The sequence below is a fragment of the Mycobacterium sp. GA-2829 genome, from assembly GCF_001499965.1.
Lineage (GTDB): Bacteria > Actinomycetota > Actinomycetes > Mycobacteriales > Mycobacteriaceae > Mycobacterium.
Genome location: NZ_LQIT01000063.1, coordinates 1 through 17,878, shown reverse-complemented (window position 1 = coordinate 17,878; position 17,878 = coordinate 1). Strand labels below are relative to the sequence as shown.

18 protein-coding genes are annotated in these 17,878 nt (G+C 70.7%); 14 read left to right on the top strand and 4 right to left on the bottom strand.

Features of this window, described 5'->3' with window-relative positions; all coding sequences use genetic code 11:
- Positions 1-19 precede the first annotated feature (19 nt).
- The 6 genes from AU194_RS27395 to AU194_RS32025 all read left to right on the top strand — a co-directional run bounded on the left by AU194_RS27395 (position 20) and on the right by AU194_RS32025 (position 4,837).
- Positions 20-556, top strand: a complete 537-nt coding sequence (locus tag AU194_RS27395; RefSeq protein WP_059092422.1) for a LemA family protein — start codon at positions 20-22, stop codon at positions 554-556.
- 19 nt (positions 557-575) lie between these two features.
- Positions 576-1,502, top strand: coding sequence for a methionyl-tRNA formyltransferase (gene fmt / locus AU194_RS27390; RefSeq protein WP_059092421.1), 927 nt, complete (start codon positions 576-578; stop codon positions 1,500-1,502).
- Positions 1,499-2,875 carry an RsmB/NOP family class I SAM-dependent RNA methyltransferase gene (locus tag AU194_RS27385; protein ID WP_059092420.1) on the top strand — a complete coding sequence of 459 codons (1,377 nt, stop codon included), beginning with the start codon at positions 1,499-1,501 and terminating at the stop codon, positions 2,873-2,875. Before fmt ends, AU194_RS27385 begins: the two co-directional genes overlap by 4 nt.
- A gap of 5 nt (positions 2,876-2,880) precedes the next feature.
- Positions 2,881-3,555 carry a ribulose-phosphate 3-epimerase gene (gene rpe / locus AU194_RS27380; protein WP_059092419.1) on the top strand — a complete coding sequence of 225 codons (675 nt, stop codon included), beginning with the start codon at positions 2,881-2,883 and terminating at the stop codon, positions 3,553-3,555.
- Entirely contained in the window at positions 3,555-4,556 is a 1,002-nt protein-coding gene (gene ribD, locus AU194_RS27375; RefSeq protein WP_059092418.1) for a bifunctional diaminohydroxyphosphoribosylaminopyrimidine deaminase/5-amino-6-(5-phosphoribosylamino)uracil reductase RibD, read from the top strand. The genes rpe and ribD overlap by 1 nt, the downstream gene beginning before the upstream one ends.
- 128 nt (positions 4,557-4,684) lie before the next feature.
- A complete protein-coding gene (locus AU194_RS32025; RefSeq protein ID WP_157576561.1) occupies positions 4,685-4,837 on the top strand; it encodes a hypothetical protein in 153 nt (50 codons plus the stop codon).
- Position 4,838: 1 nt separating this feature from the next.
- On the opposite strand, the gene AU194_RS27370 is transcribed toward AU194_RS32025, so the two are convergent.
- Together AU194_RS27370 and AU194_RS27365 are read right to left on the bottom strand one after the other, a co-directional pair.
- Positions 4,839-6,491, bottom strand: coding sequence for an MFS transporter (locus AU194_RS27370; RefSeq protein ID WP_059092417.1), 1,653 nt, complete (start codon positions 6,489-6,491; stop codon positions 4,839-4,841).
- 5 nt (positions 6,492-6,496) lie between these two features.
- Positions 6,497-7,207 (bottom strand): LppX_LprAFG lipoprotein, encoded by a 711-nt coding sequence (locus AU194_RS27365; RefSeq protein ID WP_082698877.1) that lies wholly within the window; start codon positions 7,205-7,207, stop codon positions 6,497-6,499.
- Between the two features lie 85 nt (positions 7,208-7,292).
- Here AU194_RS27365 and AU194_RS27360 point away from each other — a divergent pair, with 85 nt between their 5' ends.
- From AU194_RS27360 to AU194_RS27345, 4 genes are all read left to right on the top strand, one after another.
- Positions 7,293-7,892: a riboflavin synthase gene (locus tag AU194_RS27360; RefSeq protein WP_059092415.1), complete on the top strand. Its 600-nt coding sequence runs from the start codon at positions 7,293-7,295 to the stop codon at positions 7,890-7,892.
- Between the two features lie 97 nt (positions 7,893-7,989).
- Positions 7,990-9,309: a bifunctional 3,4-dihydroxy-2-butanone-4-phosphate synthase/GTP cyclohydrolase II gene (locus AU194_RS27355; RefSeq protein WP_059092414.1), complete on the top strand. Its 1,320-nt coding sequence runs from the start codon at positions 7,990-7,992 to the stop codon at positions 9,307-9,309.
- Positions 9,306-9,788 carry a 6,7-dimethyl-8-ribityllumazine synthase gene (ribH, locus tag AU194_RS27350; protein ID WP_059092413.1) on the top strand — a complete coding sequence of 161 codons (483 nt, stop codon included), beginning with the start codon at positions 9,306-9,308 and terminating at the stop codon, positions 9,786-9,788. The genes AU194_RS27355 and ribH overlap by 4 nt, the downstream gene beginning before the upstream one ends.
- Entirely contained in the window at positions 9,785-10,249 is a 465-nt protein-coding gene (locus AU194_RS27345; protein ID WP_059092412.1) for a PH domain-containing protein, read from the top strand. Before ribH ends, AU194_RS27345 begins: the two co-directional genes overlap by 4 nt.
- On the opposite strand, the gene AU194_RS27340 is transcribed toward AU194_RS27345, so the two are convergent.
- The gene (locus AU194_RS27340; RefSeq protein WP_059092411.1) at positions 10,235-10,699 is read right to left on the bottom strand and encodes a GNAT family N-acetyltransferase; all 465 of its coding nucleotides are present in this window, start codon (positions 10,697-10,699) and stop codon (positions 10,235-10,237) included. The genes AU194_RS27345 and AU194_RS27340 overlap by 15 nt on opposite strands.
- A complete protein-coding gene (gene ggt / locus AU194_RS27335; protein WP_231743600.1) occupies positions 10,699-12,663 on the bottom strand; it encodes a gamma-glutamyltransferase in 1,965 nt (654 codons plus the stop codon). Before ggt ends, AU194_RS27340 begins: the two co-directional genes overlap by 1 nt.
- 100 nt (positions 12,664-12,763) lie before the next feature.
- On the opposite strand from ggt, the gene uvrC reads away from it, so the two are divergent.
- From uvrC to whiA, 4 genes are read left to right on the top strand one after another with little or no spacing between them, the layout of a single operon-like run.
- Complete coding sequence (uvrC, locus tag AU194_RS27330; RefSeq protein ID WP_059092410.1) at positions 12,764-14,770, top strand: excinuclease ABC subunit UvrC; 2,007 nt, start codon at positions 12,764-12,766, stop codon at positions 14,768-14,770.
- Between the two features lie 11 nt (positions 14,771-14,781).
- Positions 14,782-15,699 carry an RNase adapter RapZ gene (gene rapZ, locus AU194_RS27325; protein WP_157576562.1) on the top strand — a complete coding sequence of 306 codons (918 nt, stop codon included), beginning with the start codon at positions 14,782-14,784 and terminating at the stop codon, positions 15,697-15,699.
- 25 nt (positions 15,700-15,724) lie between these two features.
- Entirely contained in the window at positions 15,725-16,747 is a 1,023-nt protein-coding gene (yvcK, locus tag AU194_RS27320; RefSeq protein WP_059092408.1) for a uridine diphosphate-N-acetylglucosamine-binding protein YvcK, read from the top strand.
- On the top strand, positions 16,744-17,721 hold the full coding sequence (gene whiA, locus AU194_RS27315; RefSeq protein ID WP_059092407.1) for a DNA-binding protein WhiA: 978 nt from the start codon (positions 16,744-16,746) through the stop codon (positions 17,719-17,721). Before yvcK ends, whiA begins: the two co-directional genes overlap by 4 nt.
- Positions 17,722-17,878 lie beyond the last annotated feature (157 nt).

The window sequence follows — 17,878 nt, the reverse complement described above, 5'->3', positions numbered from 1 at the left end:
GCGGAGGAGGAGGCGGCTCATGGTGAGTGTCGTGCTGGTGCTCGTGTTGGTGGTGGCGGTGCTCGCGCTTGCCGGATTCGTGCTGGGCTACAACAAACTGCGCGCGGCCGACGTCCGCGTCGCCGAGGCGTTGGCGGGCATCGACGTCGAACTGACGCGGCGGGCGTCGCTGATCCCCAGCCTGGTGCACACCGTGCAGACCTTCGTCGCCCACGAGAAGGGCATCCTCGAGCACGTCAGTACCGCGCGGGCTGCGGTGACGTCGGCGACGGCGGGCCGTTCGGTGGCCGAGCGCAGCGCCGCCGAGGCGGAACTCGACACCGCGGTCGGCCAGGTGCTCGCCCTCGGGCAGAGCTACCCGCAGCTGAACTCGTCGGCGAATTTCCTCGATCTGCAGCGCAATCTCACCGACACCGAGAACAAACTCGCCTTCGCCCGGCAGTACTACAACGACGCGGTGGCCACCCTCAACCGGCTGACCACCACGATCCCGTGGATGTACGTCGCGGGCGCGGCGGGGGTCTCCGAGCGCGAGTACTACCGGACGCCGCGCTGAGCGCTCCTAGACTGTCTCGGTGCGTCTCGTCTTCGCCGGTACCCCGGAGCCCGCCCTACCCTCGCTGCAACGGCTGATCGCGTCCCCCCACCACGACGTCGCGGCCGTGCTCACCCGCCCCGACGCCGCCGCGGGTCGACGCGGAAAACCCGCTCCGTCACCGGTGGCCCGGCTGGCACTCGACCACGACATCCCGGTGCTGCGGCCGGCGAAACCCAACTCCGAGGAGTTCGTCGCCGAACTGCGCGACCTCGCCCCCGACTGCTGCGCCGTCGTGGCCTACGGCGCCCTGCTGTCGGAGCGGCTGCTCGCCGTCCCCACCCACGGCTGGATCAACCTGCACTTCTCGCTGCTGCCCGCTTGGCGGGGTGCGGCCCCGGTGCAGGCCGCGATCGCCGCGGGTGACGCGGTCACCGGTGCCACCACGTTCCAGATCGAGCCGGCGCTGGACTCCGGGCCGGTCTACGGAGTGGTCACCGAGACCATCCGGGCGACCGACACGGCGGGCGATCTGCTCGGCCGCCTCGCCGACTCCGGCGCCCGGCTGCTGGAGAGCACGCTCGACGGGATCGGCGACGGTCGCCTGCAGGCGGTCCCGCAACCCGCCGACGGCGTCACCGTCGCCCCCAAGATCACCGTCGAGGAGGCCCGCGTGCGCTGGGACCTGCCCGCCCATGTGGTGGACCGCCGCATCCGTGCCGTGACGCCGAACCCCGGCGCGTGGACGGTGATCGGCGACGTGCGGGTGAAGCTCGGGCCGGTGACCGTGGAGCCCGGCGAACCGCTTCCGCCGGGGGCGCTACGCGTGCTCAAGAACGATGTATTCGTCGGGACCGCGTCGGAGCCGGTGCGGCTGGGCACCGTGCAGCCACCCGGCAAGAAGCCCATGAACGCCGCCGACTGGGCGCGCGGCGCCCGCCTCGACGCATCGGTGGCGGCGCAGTGACCCGCCCACCGCAACGTCCGCAGCGCGGCAGGCAGCAGCGGCGCAAACCGCTCGACCCGGCGCGCCGGGTCGCCTTCGACGTCCTGCGCGCGGTCTCCGAGCGCGATGCCTACGCCAACCTGGCGCTGCCCGCGCTGCTGGCCGAGCGGGAACTCGACGGCCGCGACGCCGCCTTCGCCACCGAACTGACCTATGGCACCTGCCGCAGCCGCGGCCTGCTCGACGAGATCATCGCCGCCGCGGCCGGACGCCCGGTGGACCGCATCGACCCGGTGCTCCTGGACCTGCTGCGGCTCGGCGCCTACCAACTGCTGCGCACCCGTGTCGAACCCCACGCCGCGGTGTCCACCACCGTCGAACAGGCTGGCATCGAATTCGACACGGCCAGAGCAGGTTTCGTCAACGGGGTGCTGCGCAAGATCGCCGGCCGCGACGAGGCGGCCTGGGTCGCCGAACTCGCACCACCGGCCACCGCCGATCCGGTCGGCCACACCGCGTTCACTCACGCCCATCCGCGCTGGGTCGCCCAGGCGTTCACCGATGCGCTCGGCGCCCGCGCCGGTGAGCTCGACGCGCTGCTCGCCAGCGACGACGCCCGCCCCGTGGTGCACCTGGCCGCCCGCCCCGGTGTGCTGACCGCAGAGGATCTCGCCGCGGAGGTCGACGGCACCGTCGGCCGGTACTCGCCGTACGCGGTCTACCTGACCGGCGGCGACCCGGGCCGGTTGGCGCCCGTGCGCGACGGGCGCGCGCTCGTGCAGGACGAGGGCAGCCAGCTGGTCGCCCGCGCGCTGACCCTGGCGCCGATCGACGACGACCGCGGCCGCTGGCTGGACCTGTGTTCGGGCCCCGGCGGCAAGACCGCGATGCTGGCCGCCCTCGCCCCGGGCGCCGTCACCGCGGTGGAACCCGCACCGCGGCGCGCGGAGCTGGTCGAGGAGAACACCCGCGGGCTCGACGTGACGGTGCTGCGCGTCGACGGCCGCGATCCCGGTCTGGAGCCCGGGTTCGACCGGGTGCTGGTCGACGCGCCGTGCACCGGGCTGGGTGCGCTGCGGCGTAGGCCCGAGGCGCGCTGGCGCAGGCAGCCCGGCGACGTACCCGGTCTGGCCCGCCTGCAGCGGGAGCTGCTGGCGTCGGCGATCCGGTTGACCCGTCCCGGCGGCGTCGTCCTCTACGCGACCTGCTCGCCGCATCTGGCCGAGACCGTGGGCGTGGTGGCCGACGCGCTGCGCCGCCAGCCGGTCACCGCGCTGGACACCCGGCCGCTGTTCGATCCGGTCGACGACCTCGGCGACGGCCCGTACGTGCAGCTGTGGCCGCACCGGCACGGTACGGACGCGATGTTCGCCGCAGCGCTGCAAGTAATCTGATCGGCATGGCGCACCCCCTCATCGCCCCGTCGATCCTGGCCGCCGACTTCGCCCGGCTCGCGGAGGAGACCGCCGCCGTCGACGGCGCCGACTGGCTGCACGTCGACGTGATGGACAACCACTTCGTCCCGAACCTCACCCTCGGCCTGCCGGTGGTGGAGTCGCTGCTCAAGGTGACCGACATCCCGATGGACTGCCATCTGATGATCGAGAACCCCGAGCGCTGGGCGCCGCCGTACGCCGAGGCGGGCGCGCACAACGTCACCTTCCACGCCGAGGCCACCGACAACCCCGTCGCCGTCGCCCGCGACATCCGCGCCGCCGGCGCCAAGGCGGGCCTTTCGGTGAAACCCGGCACGCCGATCGACCCCTACCTGGAGATCCTGCGGGAGTTCGACACCCTGCTCATCATGTCGGTCGAACCCGGGTTCGGCGGCCAGAAGTTCATCCCCGAGGTGCTGCCCAAGGTCGGGATCGTGCGCCGGCTGGTGGACGCCGGTGAGTTGACCGTGCTCGTGGAGATCGACGGCGGCATCAACGAGGACACCATCGCCGAGGCCGCCGAGGCCGGAGTGGACTGTTTCGTCGCCGGATCGGCCGTCTACAGCGCCGAGGATCCGTCCGCGGCGGTGCGCAAGCTGCGCGGTCAGGCCGCCGCCGCGTCCAAACACCTGTCTTGATGACGCTCGAGGACGCGATGCGGCTGGCCGTCGACCAGGCCGACCGCGTCAAGGGCGGTACCTATCCGAATCCGCCTGTGGGCGCGGTCATCCTGGACGCCGACGGTGAGGTGGCCGGGGTCGGGGCGACGCAGCCGCCGGGCGGCCCGCATGCCGAGGTGGTGGCGCTGCGCCGCGCGGGCACCCGAGCCGCGGGCGGTACCGCGGTGGTGACCCTGGAGCCGTGCAACCACCACGGCCGCACCCCGCCGTGCGTGGACGCGCTTCTGGCGGCGCAGGTTTCGAGCGTGGTGTACGCGGTGGCCGACCCGAATCCGGTGGCGGCCGGGGGAGCGGCCCGGCTCGGCGAATCCGGCGTCACCGTGACGGCCGGGGTGCTCGCCGATGTCGTCGCCGGCGGCGTGCTGCGGGAGTGGCTGCACAAGCAGCGCACCGGAAAGCCGCATGTGACATGGAAATTCGCGACGAGTGTGGACGGGCGCAGCGCCGCGGCCGACGGCAGCAGCCAGTGGATCACCAGTGAGGCCGCGCGCGCCGACGTGCACCGCCGCCGTGCGGTGGCCGATGCGATCGTGGTCGGCACCGGCACTGTGTTCGTCGACGATCCGGTGCTGACGGCCCGGTTGCCCGACGGCAGCCTCGCCGAACGGCAACCGCTGCGCGTCGTGGTCGGGTTGCGCGAGATCTCGCAGGATTCCCGTGTGCTGAACGACGATTCGCGCACGATGGTGATCCGCACCCGCGATCCGCACGAGGTGCTGCGGGCGTTGTCCGACCGCACCGACGTGATCCTCGAGGGTGGTCCGACGCTGGCGGGGGCGTTCCTGCGGGCCGGGGCGATCGACCGGATCCTGGCCTACGTGGCGCCGATCCTGCTCGGCGGGCCGATCACCGCGGTGGACGACGTCGGCGTGCTGAGCATCGCCCACGCCCAGCGCTGGCGCTTCGACGCGGTCACCCCGATCGGCCCCGACGTGCGGTTGTCCCTCGTCCCCAGCTGACCTCACATCCGCTGTCCGGCGAACGCGCAGGTGAGGCACACCGATTTCACGGCCATCTCGGTACACTCGTACCAAAGCGCTTTCACCGACGATGTGCGCGCGATGAGCACGAACAAAGGACGTCAAGCGTGACCGTTCTGCAGGATTGGTTGAGTATTCCGACCTCGGCGCCCCGCGCGGTGGGGTCCTTCGTCTGGGGACCGCTGCGCAGTGTCTTCCCCGGACGACCCGAGGAACGCGACGGCGTCCGCCTGCTCACCCCGGGCCGCGAGCGCTGCTGACTCAGCCGTCGTCGCGGTGGTGCCTCCCCGGCGGGGGCGCCTGTCGCGGCAGGCGGGTGGTCTGCTCGTCGCCCGCGCCCCCGGGCACGTTGATGAACTGGGTGGGCGCATCGTCGCCGAACTCATCGGCGGCCACCGGTTCGTCGGCGTGTTCGTCCCGGCCGCTGATCAGCAGCCCGAGCAGCGCCCCGACGATGCACACCACGACGGTCACCATGAAGATGTCGCCGTACTGCAGCACGTACGCGGCGCGGTAGCGGTCGGCCTCGGCGGCCAGCCGTTCGGCCAGCGTGTCCGCCCCCGGCGGGAACGGCAGCGTCTGCAGGTGCTGGTTGAGCCGGTACAGCCCCCACGCCGAGAGCGCGGCGATACCGATCAGCATGCCGATCATGCGGGACACCACGACCGCCGCCGACGCGATGCCGTGCTGGGCGGCGGGCACCACGCGCAGTGTCGCCGAGGTCAGCGGGCCGATCACCAGGCCGAGCCCGATCCCGGCGATGACCAGGTCGGTGTCCAGCACTGGCAGGCTCACGAAGCCCAGGTCGTGGCGGGCCGACAACAGGTCGACGGGCCACTTGGAGATCAGGAAGTAGCCGCCCGCGGCGATCAGCAGACCGGCGAACGCCACGATTCGGTCGCCGACGCGGCTGGCCAACCAACCGCCGAGCAGCGCGCCGATCGGCAGCGCGACCAGGAAGCGCAGCAGCAGGAACGCGGCCTCGTTCTGGCTCTGGCCGAGGATGCCCTGGCCGAACAGTTCGACGTTGACCAGCGTCACCATCAACGCCGCACCGGCGCACAGCGAGGCGCCCAGCGCGGCCAGGAACGGCCGGAAGTGCACACCCGCCGGTTCGATGAGGCGGGTGCGCGCGAAGCGCTCCCACACGAAGAACGCGACCGCCGCGACCGCCGCTCCGAGGAGGACCGGGAGGCCGTACGGCGGCAGGATCTGCTTCCCGTCCGGCGCCGGGTTGTAGAGGCCGATCACGGCCATGCCCAGTGCCAGCGCGAGCAGTAGCCCGCCGACGACGTCGACCTTCTCCGGCTGGTCGGACTTCTGCTTGCCGGGCAGGCTGAAGTGGATCATCACCATCGCGATGGCGGCGAGTGGCACGTTGATCCAGAACACGTCGCGCCAGGTGTTCAGCGCGGCCACCACGCCGATGCCGTAGAGCGGGCCCAGCACGCTGCCCAGTTCCTGCGCGGCGCCGATGCCGCCGAGCACCGAGGCCCGGTTGCGTGCCGCCCACAGGTCGGCGGCCAGCGCGAGGGTGACCGGTAGCAGCGCCCCGCTGGCGGTGCCCTGGATGGTGCGGCCGATGACCATCGGGATCAGGTCGTTCGACAGCGCGGTGATCACCGAACCGATCGCGAACCCGGCGAGGCTGACCTGCAGGATGAACTTGCGGCCGAAGCGGTCAGACGCCCGCCCGAGCAGCGGCATCGCCGCGATGTAGCCGAGCAGGTACCAGGTGATGATCGGGGTCACCCGCTGGATCTGATTGATCGCGATCCCGATGTCGAACATGATGTCGCGGATGATCGTCACCACGACGTAGGTGTCCAGCGCGCCGAGCAGCACCGCCAGGCTCCCGGCGCTGATCGCGATCCGTCGGCTCCGGCTGGAGATCGCCGGTTCGGTGCCCTGCACCGGGATCAGACCGCCGGCTTGGTGACGGTGACCTGCTTACCCCACTCCGACAGGGTCATCGTGACGCTGTTGCCCGGGCTGGGCTCCAGCTTCGCCTGCGCGAGGTTGTGGCTGCCCTCTTCCTCGATCCAGGCGGTGGCGGGCACCGGGCCGGTGGCGCCGATCTGCGGGGCGATCGCGTTGACGGCCTCGGCGCTGACGGTGCCGGTGACGCGCACGGTCTCGACGCCGCTGACGTTCTCCCGCCCCTCGGCCTTCGGATCGCTGAAGTTGGCCAGCACGTTGGCCAGCCCCTTGTCCGGGCTCAGGATCGCGGCGACGTCGTAGATGTCGGCGGCCGGGCCGAAGTCCTGGAAGCTGCCCGCGCTGATGGCGCCGTAGAGGTTGCCGTCGGCGACCACGAACTCGACACCGTCGAGGCGCTGGCCGAGGAACACGATGTTGGCCTTGCCGGCGGCCGCGACGGCCGGGGTGTTGGTGAGGTCGCCTTCGAGGGATTCGATCGGCAGCTCTTCGATGGTGCCCTGCACGGTGAGCTTGAGGTGCACGCTCTGCAGGTCCCGCGTGGTCTGGGTGGACTCCTGCAGCAACGTCGCGGCCTCGGGCAGCGGTTTGTCCGAGTTCTCCGAGGACGAGGAACATCCGGCGAGGAACATCGCGGCGGCGACGAGGACGGCGATGAGGGCCTTGGCGGCATGGCGGGGGCTCAGCGGCATGGTTTGCATCGTAGAGGAGCACGCTCCGAGCGCCCGGGTGCGCTGTCGGCGCGGAAGTGGCCGTGCCGGGGTCTAGCCTGGTCGGGTGTTCACGGGAATCGTCGAAGAAGTGGGCGAGGTCGTCGGCAAAGAGGACCTGACCGATGCGGCGCGGTTGGTCATCCGCGGCCCGGTCGTCACCGCCGATGCCGGCCATGGTGACTCCATCGCGGTCAACGGGGTCTGTCTGACCGTGGTCGAGATCCAGCCGGGCGGCGTCTTCACCGCCGACGTGATGGGCGAGACGCTGGACCGCTCCAGCCTCGGCGACGTCGGGGTGGGCAGCCGGGTCAACCTCGAACGCGCCGCGGCGGTCAACAGCAGGCTCGGCGGCCACATCGTGCAGGGCCACGTGGACGGCACCGGACATGTGATTGCGCGCACACCCTCGGAGCACTGGGAGGTGGTGCGCATCGCACTGCCGACGACGCTCGCCCGGTACGTGGTCGAGAAGGGTTCGATCACCGTCGACGGTGTGTCGCTGACCGTTTCCGGCCTGGGTAGCGACTGGTTCGAGGTGTCGTTGATCCCGACGACACGGGAACTCACCACGCTCGGCAGCGCCCCGATCGGCACCCAGGTGAACCTGGAAGTGGACGTCATCGCGAAATACGTCGAACGCTTGATGAGCGCCCCGGCCGAGTGACCGGCAATATTCGGCGCGCCACGGTGGTTCATACTGAAGCTGAGACGTTGATTTTCCTGGTTCCGCGCATCCGTGGAACCGGTAAGGGTGGCAGACAATGACCAGGCTCGATTCGGTCGAACGGGCGATCGCGGACATCGCGGCCGGTAAGGCCGTGGTCGTGATCGACGACGAGGACCGCGAGAACGAGGGCGATCTCATCTTCGCCGCGGAGAAGGCCACTCCGGAACTGGTCGCGTTCATGGTCCGCTACACCTCCGGCTATCTGTGTGTCCCGCTCGACGGTGCCATCTGCGACCGACTCGGGCTGCTGCCGATGTACGCGGTCAACCAGGACAAGCACGGCACCGCCTACACCGTCACCGTCGACGCGAAAAACGGTGTGGGAACCGGCATCTCGGCATCGGACCGGGCCACCACCATGCGCCTGCTCGCCGATCCGGCGGCCACCGCCGACGAGTTCACCAAACCCGGTCACGTCGTGCCGCTGCGCGCGAAAGACGGTGGTGTGCTGCGCCGTCCGGGCCACACCGAGGCCGCCGTCGACCTGGCCCGCCTGGCCGGTCTGCAGCCCGCGGGCGCCATCTGCGAGATCGTCAGCCAGAAGGACGAGGGCGCGATGGCCCAGACCGACGAGCTGCGCATCTTCGCCGACGAACACGACCTCGCGCTGATCTCGATCGCGGATCTGATCGAGTGGCGGCGCAAGCACGAACGCCACATCGAGCGCATCGCCGAGGCCCGGATCCCCACGCGCCACGGCGAGTTCCGCGCCGTCGGCTACACCAGCATCTACGACGACGTCGAACACGTGGCGCTGGTCCGCGGCGACGTCGCGGGTCCGCACGGTGACGGCCACGACGTGCTGGTGCGCGTGCACTCCGAATGCCTGACCGGCGACGTGTTCGGATCGCGGCGCTGCGACTGCGGGCCGCAGCTCGACGCCGCGATGGCGATGGTCGCCAAGGAGGGCCGCGGCATCGTGCTGTACATGCGCGGCCACGAGGGTCGGGGCATCGGCCTGATGCACAAACTGCAGGCCTATCAACTGCAGGACGCCGGCGACGACACCGTCGACGCCAACCTCAAACTCGGCCTGCCCGCCGACGCCCGCGACTACGGCATCGGCGCGCAGATCCTCGTCGACCTCGGTGTGCGCTCGATGCGGCTGCTGACCAACAACCCGGCCAAACGCGTCGGGTTGGACGGGTACGGCCTCCACATCATCGAACGGGTCCCGCTGCCGGTCCGCGTCAACGCCGAGAACCTGCGCTACCTGATGACCAAACGCGACCGCATGGGCCACGACCTCGAAGGTCTGGACGAATTCGACGAAGCCAACAGCATGGACACCTACGACGAGGGCGTCTACCTGCTCGGCGACCGCCGTCCCACCGACCACGGTGGCGCCCGATGAGCGGTGGCGCCGGCGTACCGGACATGCCGGACATCGACGCATCGGGCATGAAGCTGGCGATCGTCGCGAGCACCTGGCACACCACGATCTGCGACGCCCTGCTCGAAGGTGCGCTCAAGACCGCCGCGGCCGCTAACGTCACCGATCCGACGGTGGTGCGGGTGCTCGGCGCGATCGAGATCCCGGTCGTGGCACAGGCTCTCGCCGCCGGACACGAGGCCGTCGTCGCACTCGGTGTCGTGATCCGCGGGGAGACACCGCATTTCGACTACGTGTGTGACGCCGTCACCCAGGGTCTCACGCGAGTCTCTCTGGATGCCTCCACTCCCGTCGCCAACGGTGTGCTGACCACCAACACCGAGGAGCAGGCGCTCGACCGTGCGGGGCTGCCCGGGTCGGCCGAGGACAAGGGCGCCCAGGCCGCCGCCGCGGCGCTGTCGACGGCGTTGACCCTGCGGGAGTTGCGCGAACAATCATGAGCCAGCACGATTCCGGTGCCGAATGGGATGTGGTGATCCGCCCGCACCTGACCCCGTACTTCGCCTACGCCGCGGCCCTGGTCATCATCGCCGCGCACGTGGCCGTCGGATTCCTGCTCAAGGTCGGCTCCAGCGGCGTCATCTTCCAGACCGCCGACCAGGTGGCGATCGCGCTGCTGGGTGTGATCATCGGCGGGGTGGTGACGCTGTTCGCGCGTCCGCGGCTACGGGTCGGCCCGCGCGGTCTGTCGGTGCGCAACCTGTGGACCGACCGCGTGCTGGACTGGTCCGACGTCGTCGGGGTGTCGTTCCCCGCGGGCGCCCGGTGGGCCCGGGTCGACCTGCCCGACGACGAGTACATCCCGCTGATGGCGATCCAGGCCGTAGACAAGGACCGCGCCGTACAGGCGATGGAGCAGGTGCGTGATGCGTTGTCGCGCTACCACTCACACACTCAGTGACATCGCCAGTTCCTGACGCGGGCCCACCGTGGCCCCGGCGACCCGGAACCCGACCCGTTCGTACACCGCCCGCGCGACCGTGTTGTCGGCGGCGACGCGCAGCGTGACGGTCTGCGCGTGTTGGGCGCGCGCCCAGTCCACCGCCGCCTCGATCAACTGCCGCGCCCACCCGTGGCCCCGCGCCTCCGGGTCGAGCCACAGCGAGTACAGGTAGACCGAGTCGGGGTTCTCCCGCTGGGCGCTGATCAGCCCGGCGGGGCGGCCGTCGACGAGCACCGCGAACTGGGCGTGTTCCCGCACCCGCCTGCGCCACTGTGCGGCGGTGAACGACGATTCGTGCCGGCACTGCGGGTCGTCGGCGCCCAGTGACTCGGTCAGCGCGCGCAGCCGCACCACCGCGAACGCCCGCCAGTCGGCCTCGGTCAGCCGGGTCACCTGCGGTGCGGTCACTACCCTCCCGCCCGGCGGGCGTCGCCCATGACCATGCCCTCGCGGCGGGGGTCGACGCCGCCGATCCAGCCGGAGGTGTCCCGCACGATCGCCGACAGCCCGCTGGACTGTTCGGCGAGGTCGACCCGATGGCCGAGGCGGCGGAGTTCGGTCACCAGCGGATCGTGGTCCCCGTTGTCGGAGACGTCGATGTTCGGGTGTTCGCCGCCGACGTTGGTCTCGGGGGTGTTGTCCGCCCCGAAATCCACCATGCTCACCGCCTGCTGCGGATCCATGCCCCAATCCAGCATGCCCACAACGGTCTTCACCACGAATTGGATGATCACCGCGCCGCCGGGGGAGCCCAGCACCGCGTACAGCGGGCCCCTGGTGCCCGGCGGGCCCGCCTCGAAGATCAGCGTCGGCGCCATGGTGCTGCGGGGCCGTTTACCGGGTTCGATCCGGTTGGCCACGGGAACGCCGTCGGGACCCGCGGGTTCGGCGGAGAAGTCGGTGAGCTGGTTGTTGAGCAGGAATCCGTCGACCATGTGGAACGAGCCGAACTGCGATTCGACGGTGGTGGTCAGTGACGCGGCGTTGCCGTAGGAGTCGACGACGCTGACCTGGCTGGTCCCGTGTTCACGGGGCGGCGGCACGGGTGCGGCGGGCGGCCCGAACTCGCCGGGTTTGGCGACGCCCATGCTGCGCTGCTCGTTGATCAGCGCGGCGCGGCCGGCGAGGTAGGCGTTGTTGAGCAGCGTGTCCGGGGTGCCGCCGGGCAGCGGGACGAACGCGGTGTCGGCCACGTAGCGGTCCCGGTCGGCGTAGGCGAGCCGTTCGGCCTCGGAGATGAGGTGCACACCCATCGCGTCGGGCCTGCCGCCGTTGCGGTCGATGTCGTCGGGTCGGTGCTCATCCATCGGGAACCGTTCGAGCATGCCCAGGGTGGCGAGAACCGCGATCCCGCCCGACGACGGCGGTGGCATCCCGCACACCTCCTTGCCGCGGTAGCTGCGGCACACCGGTTCCCGCACTTCGGCGCGGTAGTTCGCCAGGTCCGCCAGCGTCATCTCGCCGGGGGTGCGCCCGCCTGCCGGGTCGGTGACGGCCTCGACGATGGCCTCGGCGATCGCGCCGGTGTAGAACGCGTCGGCGCCCTCGGTGGCGATCGCGCCGAGGGTCTTGGCGTAGGCGGGGTTGGTCAGCCGGCTGCCGGGCCGTTTGGCGCTGCCGTCGGCGTTGAGGAAGTACCGGCCCGCGGCCGGGTCGACGCGCAGTTCGTCCTTGCTGTCGGAGATGGCCGCCGCCAGCCGCGGGCTGACGTCGAACCCGCCGTCGGCCAGCCGGACCGCGGGCCCGAACAGATCCCGCCACGCGGTCTTACCGTGCGCGTCGTGAACGTCCTGCAGCATGCGCACGATGCCGGGCACACCGATCGAGCGTCCCGACGCGCGGGCATCGGGTCGGGGCGGGGTGCGGTCGGTGTCACTGATCCACCGCAGATAGTTCTCGGTGGCCGCGGCGGGTGCGGTCTCGCGGCCGTCGTAGGCCTGCACCGCACCCGTCGCGGCGTCGAAGTACAGCAGGAAACCGCCACCGCCGACCCCGGAGGACTGCGGCTCCACCAGGCCGAGCATCGCCTGCGCGGTGACCAGCGCGTCGGCCGCGGTGCCGCCGTCGCGCAGCACCCGGCACGCGGCCTGGGTGGCCAGCGGGTTCGCCGTGGACACCGAGTAGCGGGCGGTGCCGACCGGCGTCATGTCCTTGCGGTAACCGGTGCCCACCTCGGGTTCCTGGGCGATGTTGGGCTGTCCCTGCGGTGAGCTCTCGGGCGTCTTGGGCGTCGGAGTGCCGTTGGACACCATTTCGCACGGCACCGGTGGCGGGGTGGGTTGCGCCTGTTCGGACTCGGAGCATCCGGCCGCGAGCAACGCAACCCCTCCGAGCAGGGCGGTCACCTTCTGCAACGACGCCGGGATCCGCACCCTTCGACGGTAGCGGAGTCCCGCACGACCTGTGCGCAGGTCGCGCCGGTGGCGCGTGCGCGGGTCCAACCCGGTCGGACCGCGGCAGTAATCTGGGGGCGTGCCCGATCCATCGACGTACCGACCCGCGCCAGGGTCGATCCCCGTCGAACCGGGCGTCTACCGATTTCGCGATCCGCACGGCCGGGTCATCTACGTCGGTAAGGCCAAGAGCCTGCGCAGCCGCCTGAACTCGTACTTCGCCGACCTGTCCGGGCTGGCCCCGCGCACCAGGCAGATGGTGATGACCGCGGCCAAGGTGGAGTGGACCGTCGTCACCACCGAGGTCGAGGCGCTGCAGCTCGAATACAACTGGATCAAGGAATTCGACCCGCGGTTCAACATCCGCTACCGCGACGACAAGTCCTATCCGGTGCTGGCCGTCACCCTCAACGAGGAGTATCCGCGGCTCAAGGTGTACCGCGGTCCCCGCAAGAAGGGGGTGCGCTACTTCGGGCCGTACTCGCACGCCTGGGCGATCCGCGAGACCGTCGACCTGCTCACCCGGGTGTTCCCGGCACGGACCTGTTCGGCCGGAGTGTTCAAACGGCACAACCAGATTGACCGGCCGTGCCTGCTCGGTTACATCGACAAGTGTTCGGCGCCGTGCGTCGGGCGGGTGAGCGCCGAGGAGCACCGCCAGATCGTGCTCGACTTCTGCGACTTCCTCGCCGGTAAGACCGATCGACTGGTGCGCGATCTGGAACGCAAGATGAACGCCGCCGCCGAGGACCTCGACTTCGAGCGGGCCGCCCGGCTGCGCGACGACATCGGCGCGCTCAAACGCGCGCTGGAGAAGCAGACCGTCGTGTTCGGCGACGGGACCGACGCCGACGTCGTCGCGTTCGCCGACGACGACCTCGAGGCGGCCGTGCAGGTCTTCCACGTCCGCGGCGGCCGGGTCCGCGGTCAGCGGGGCTGGGTCGTCGAGAAGTCCGGTGAGCCGGGGGAGTCCGGTGAGGAGCACCTCGTCGAACAGTTCCTCACCCAGTTCTACGGCGACCAGGCCGAACTCGGGGTGGCCGGGGACAACGCGCTCGACGAGGCGACCAATCCGGTGCCGCGCCAGGTGCTGGTGCCGTGCCTGCCCGACAACGCCGACGAACTCTCCGCCTGGCTGTCGGGGCTGCGCGGCTCCCGCGTTGCGCTGCGGGTGCCGCAGCGCGGCGACAAGAAGGCGCTCTTCGAGACGGTGCAGCGCAACGCCAAAGAGGCGCTGGCGCAGCACAAACTCAAGCGTGCGGGCGACTTCACCGCGAGAACCGCTGCGCTGCAGAACATTCAGGACACCCTCGGACTCGCCGACGCGCCGCTGCGCATCGAGTGCGTGGACATCAGCCACGTGCAGGGCACCGACGTGGTGGCCTCGCTGGTGGTGTTCGAGGACGGGCTGCCGCGCAAATCTGACTACCGGCACTACGCGATCCGCGAGGCCGCGGGCGAGGGTCGCAGCGACGACGTCGCCTCGATCGCCGAGGTGACCCGACGCCGGTTCTACCGGCATCTGCACGACACCCAGCATCCGACCGAGATGGCGCCGGAGGGAAAGTCGCGCAAGTTCGCCTACCCGCCCAATTTGTTCGTCGTCGACGGCGGCGCCCCGCAGGTGAACGCGGCGCAGGCGGTGCTCGACGATCTGGGGATCAGCGACGTCGCGGTGATCGGGCTGGCCAAGCGGCTCGAAGAGGTGTGGGTGCCGTCGGAACCCGATCCGCTGATCATGCCCCGCAACAGCGAGGGGCTGTACCTGTTGCAGCGGGTGCGCGACGAGGCGCACCGGTTCGCGATCGCGTATCACCGCAGCAAGCGGTCCAAGCGGATGACGGCCTCGGCGCTGGATTCGGTGCGGGGCCTCGGTGAACACCGGCGCAAGGCACTGGTCACGCATTTCGGTTCGGTGGCGCGGTTGAAGGAGGCCACGGTCGAGGAGATCACCGCGGTGCCGGGTATCGGGGTGACCACGGCCAAGGCGGTGCTCGAGGCACTGGGGGTGCCGCAGACCGCGCCAGCCGAATCGGACGCGCCGGCAGCGGTCATCGAGGATGATCAACGCAGGGTGACGGGATGACAGAGTCGGATATGAGCGAACAGCTGCGGGGCGGCGAGATCGGCGAGGACGTCGAGCACCCGGAATCGGGGATCGACGTCGTGCTGGTCACCGGGTTGTCCGGGGCCGGCCGCGGCACCGCGGCCAAGGTGCTCGAGGACCTCGGGTGGTACGTCGCCGACAACCTGCCGCCGGAACTGATCGCCCGGATGGTCGAGCTCGGGCTGGCCGCCGGATCACGGATCACGCAGTTGGCGGTGGTGATGGACGTCCGTTCCCGCGGGTTCACCGGCGACCTGGACTGGGTGCGGCGGGACCTGGCCACCCGCGACATCACCCCGCGGGTGCTGTTCCTGGAGGCCAGCGACGACATCCTGGTGCGCCGCTACGAACAGAACCGGCGCAGCCACCCGTTGCAGGGCGGCGAGACGCTCGCCGAGGGCATCGCCCGGGAACGGGCGCTGCTGGCCCCGGTCCGGGCGTCGGCCGATCTGGTGATCGACACGTCGAAGCTGTCGGTGCACGCCCTGCGCGAGAGCATCGAACGCGCCTTCGGCGGCGAGGTGGTCGCCGAGACGAGCGTGACCGTCGAGTCTTTCGGGTACAAGTACGGACTGCCGATGGACGCCGACATCGTGATGGACGTACGTTTCCTGCCGAACCCGCACTGGGTTGACGCGCTGCGCCCGCACACGGGGCAGCACCCCGACGTGCGGGACTACGTTCTGCATCAACCCGGCGCGGAGGAGTTCCTGGACACCTACCATCGGCTGCTCAACGTCGTGATCGACGGCTACCGGCGGGAGGGGAAGCGTTACATGACCGTCGCGATCGGCTGCACCGGCGGCAAACACCGCAGTGTGGCGATGGCCGAGGCGTTGGCGGGACGCTTGCAAGGCGGTGACGAGCTCACGGTGCGGGTGTTGCACCGGGACCTGGGTCGCGAATGAGCTTCCCCGCACGCGAGGAGGGCGAATGAGCCCCCGCATCGTCGCGCTCGGCGGCGGTCACGGGCTGTATGCCACGCTGTCCGCCGCACGCCGTCTCAGCCCGCACGTCACCGCGGTGGTCACCGTCGCCGACGACGGCGGCTCCTCGGGCCGACTGCGCAGCGAACTGGACATCGTGCCCCCAGGCGATCTGCGAATGGCGTTGGCGGCGTTGGCATCCGACAGCCCGCACGGCCGGCTGTGGGCGACCATCATCCAGCACCGGTTCGGCGGCAGCGGGGCGCTGGCCGGGCATCCGATCGGCAACCTCATGCTGGCGGGGCTGTCCGAGGTGCTGGCCGATCCGGTCGCCGCGCTCGACGAACTGGGCCGCATGCTCGGGGTCAAGGGCCGGGTGCTGCCGATGTGCCCCATCGCGCTGCAGATCGAGGCCGACGTCGCCGGTCTGGAGTCCGATCCGCGGATGAGCCGCGTGATCCGCGGGCAGGTGGCGATCGCCACCACCGTGGGCAAGGTGCGACGGGTGCGGCTGCTGCCGGGCGATCCACCCGCCACCCGCCAGGCCGTCGACGCGATCCTGTCGGCCGACCTGGTGGTGCTGGGCCCTGGATCGTGGTTCACCAGCGTCATCCCGCACGTCCTGGTGCCTGAACTGGCCGCCGCATTGCGGGAGACGTCGGCGCGGCGGGCGCTGGTGCTGAACCTGGCCGCCGAACCGGGGGAGACGGCGGGCTTCTCCGCTGAGCGGCATCTGCACGTGCTGTCGCAGCACGCGCCCGACTTCACGGTGCACGACATCATCGTCGACGCCAGCCGGGTGCCCAGCGACCGCGAGCGCGACCAGCTCAGCCGGACCGCGAAGATCCTCGATGCCCGAGTGGAGTTCGCCGACGTCTGCCGACCTGGTACACCTTTACATGATCCGGCAAGACTGGCCGCTGCTCTCGAAGGCGTGCGGCTACGCGGAACGGTGGGGGACCGCGACGAGTTGCCGGCTGCCTCCACCCCGACTTGGAACCGACCGAGAGGTGACGACTCGTGGCTATGACAGCCGAGGTGAAGGACGAGCTGAGCCGTCTCGTGGTGAACTCGGTGAGCGCTCGCCGCGCTGAGGTCGCGTCGCTGCTGCGTTTCGCCGGGGGGTTGCACATCGTGTCGGGCCGGGTGGTCGTGGAGGCCGAAGTCGATCTCGGGATCATCGCCCGCCGGCTGCGCAAGGACATCTACGACTTGTACGGGTACAGCGCGGTTGTACACATGTTGTCCGCCAGCGGGATTCGCAAGAACACCCGCTACGTGGTGCGGGTGGCGAAGGACGGTGAGGCGCTGGCCCGCCAGACGGGCCTGCTCGACCTGCGCGGCCGTCCGGTGCGTGGCCTGCCCGCCCAGGTGGTCGGCGGCAGCGTGGCCGATGCGGAGGCCGCATGGCGGGGCGCATTCCTGGCGCACGGGTCGCTGACCGAGCCGGGACGCTCGTCGGCGCTCGAGGTCAGCTGCCCGGGCCCTGAGGCGGCGCTCGCGTTGGTCGGTGCCGCCCGCAGACTCGGGGTGAGCGCGAAGGCCCGCGAGGTGCGGGGCAGTGACCGCGTGGTGGTGCGCGACGGGGAGGCGATCGGTGCGCTGCTGACCCGGATGGGGGCCCAAGACACTCGGCTGACGTGGGAGGAACGCCGGATGCGGCGCGAGGTGCGCGCGACCGCGAACCGGCTGGCCAACTTCGACGACGCCAACCTGCGCCGGTCGGCACGGGCCGCGGTGGCGGCGGCCGCACGGGTGGAGCGGGCGCTGGAGATCCTCGGCGACACCGTCCCCGATCACCTGGCCACCGCCGGGAAGTTACGTGTCGAGCACCGACAGGCCTCGCTCGAGGAACTCGGCCGGCTCGCCGACCCGCCGATGACGAAAGACGCTGTGGCCGGCCGTATTCGGCGGCTGTTGTCGATGGCCGACCGCAAAGCCAAGCAGGACGGCATCCCGGACACCGAGTCCGCCGTGACGCCGGACCTGCTCGAGGACGCCTAGACCCCCGCACGCGTGATCGCCGGTGCCGCACTGCGGTACCGATGAATCACCCTGCAGCACAACGTTATTCGGGTTCGTCGTCGTCGTTGTTGTTGTCGGTGAGGTAGCGCTGGGGGTGGAAGTGGTTGTTGACGCGGGGTTGGCCGGTGTCTTGGTG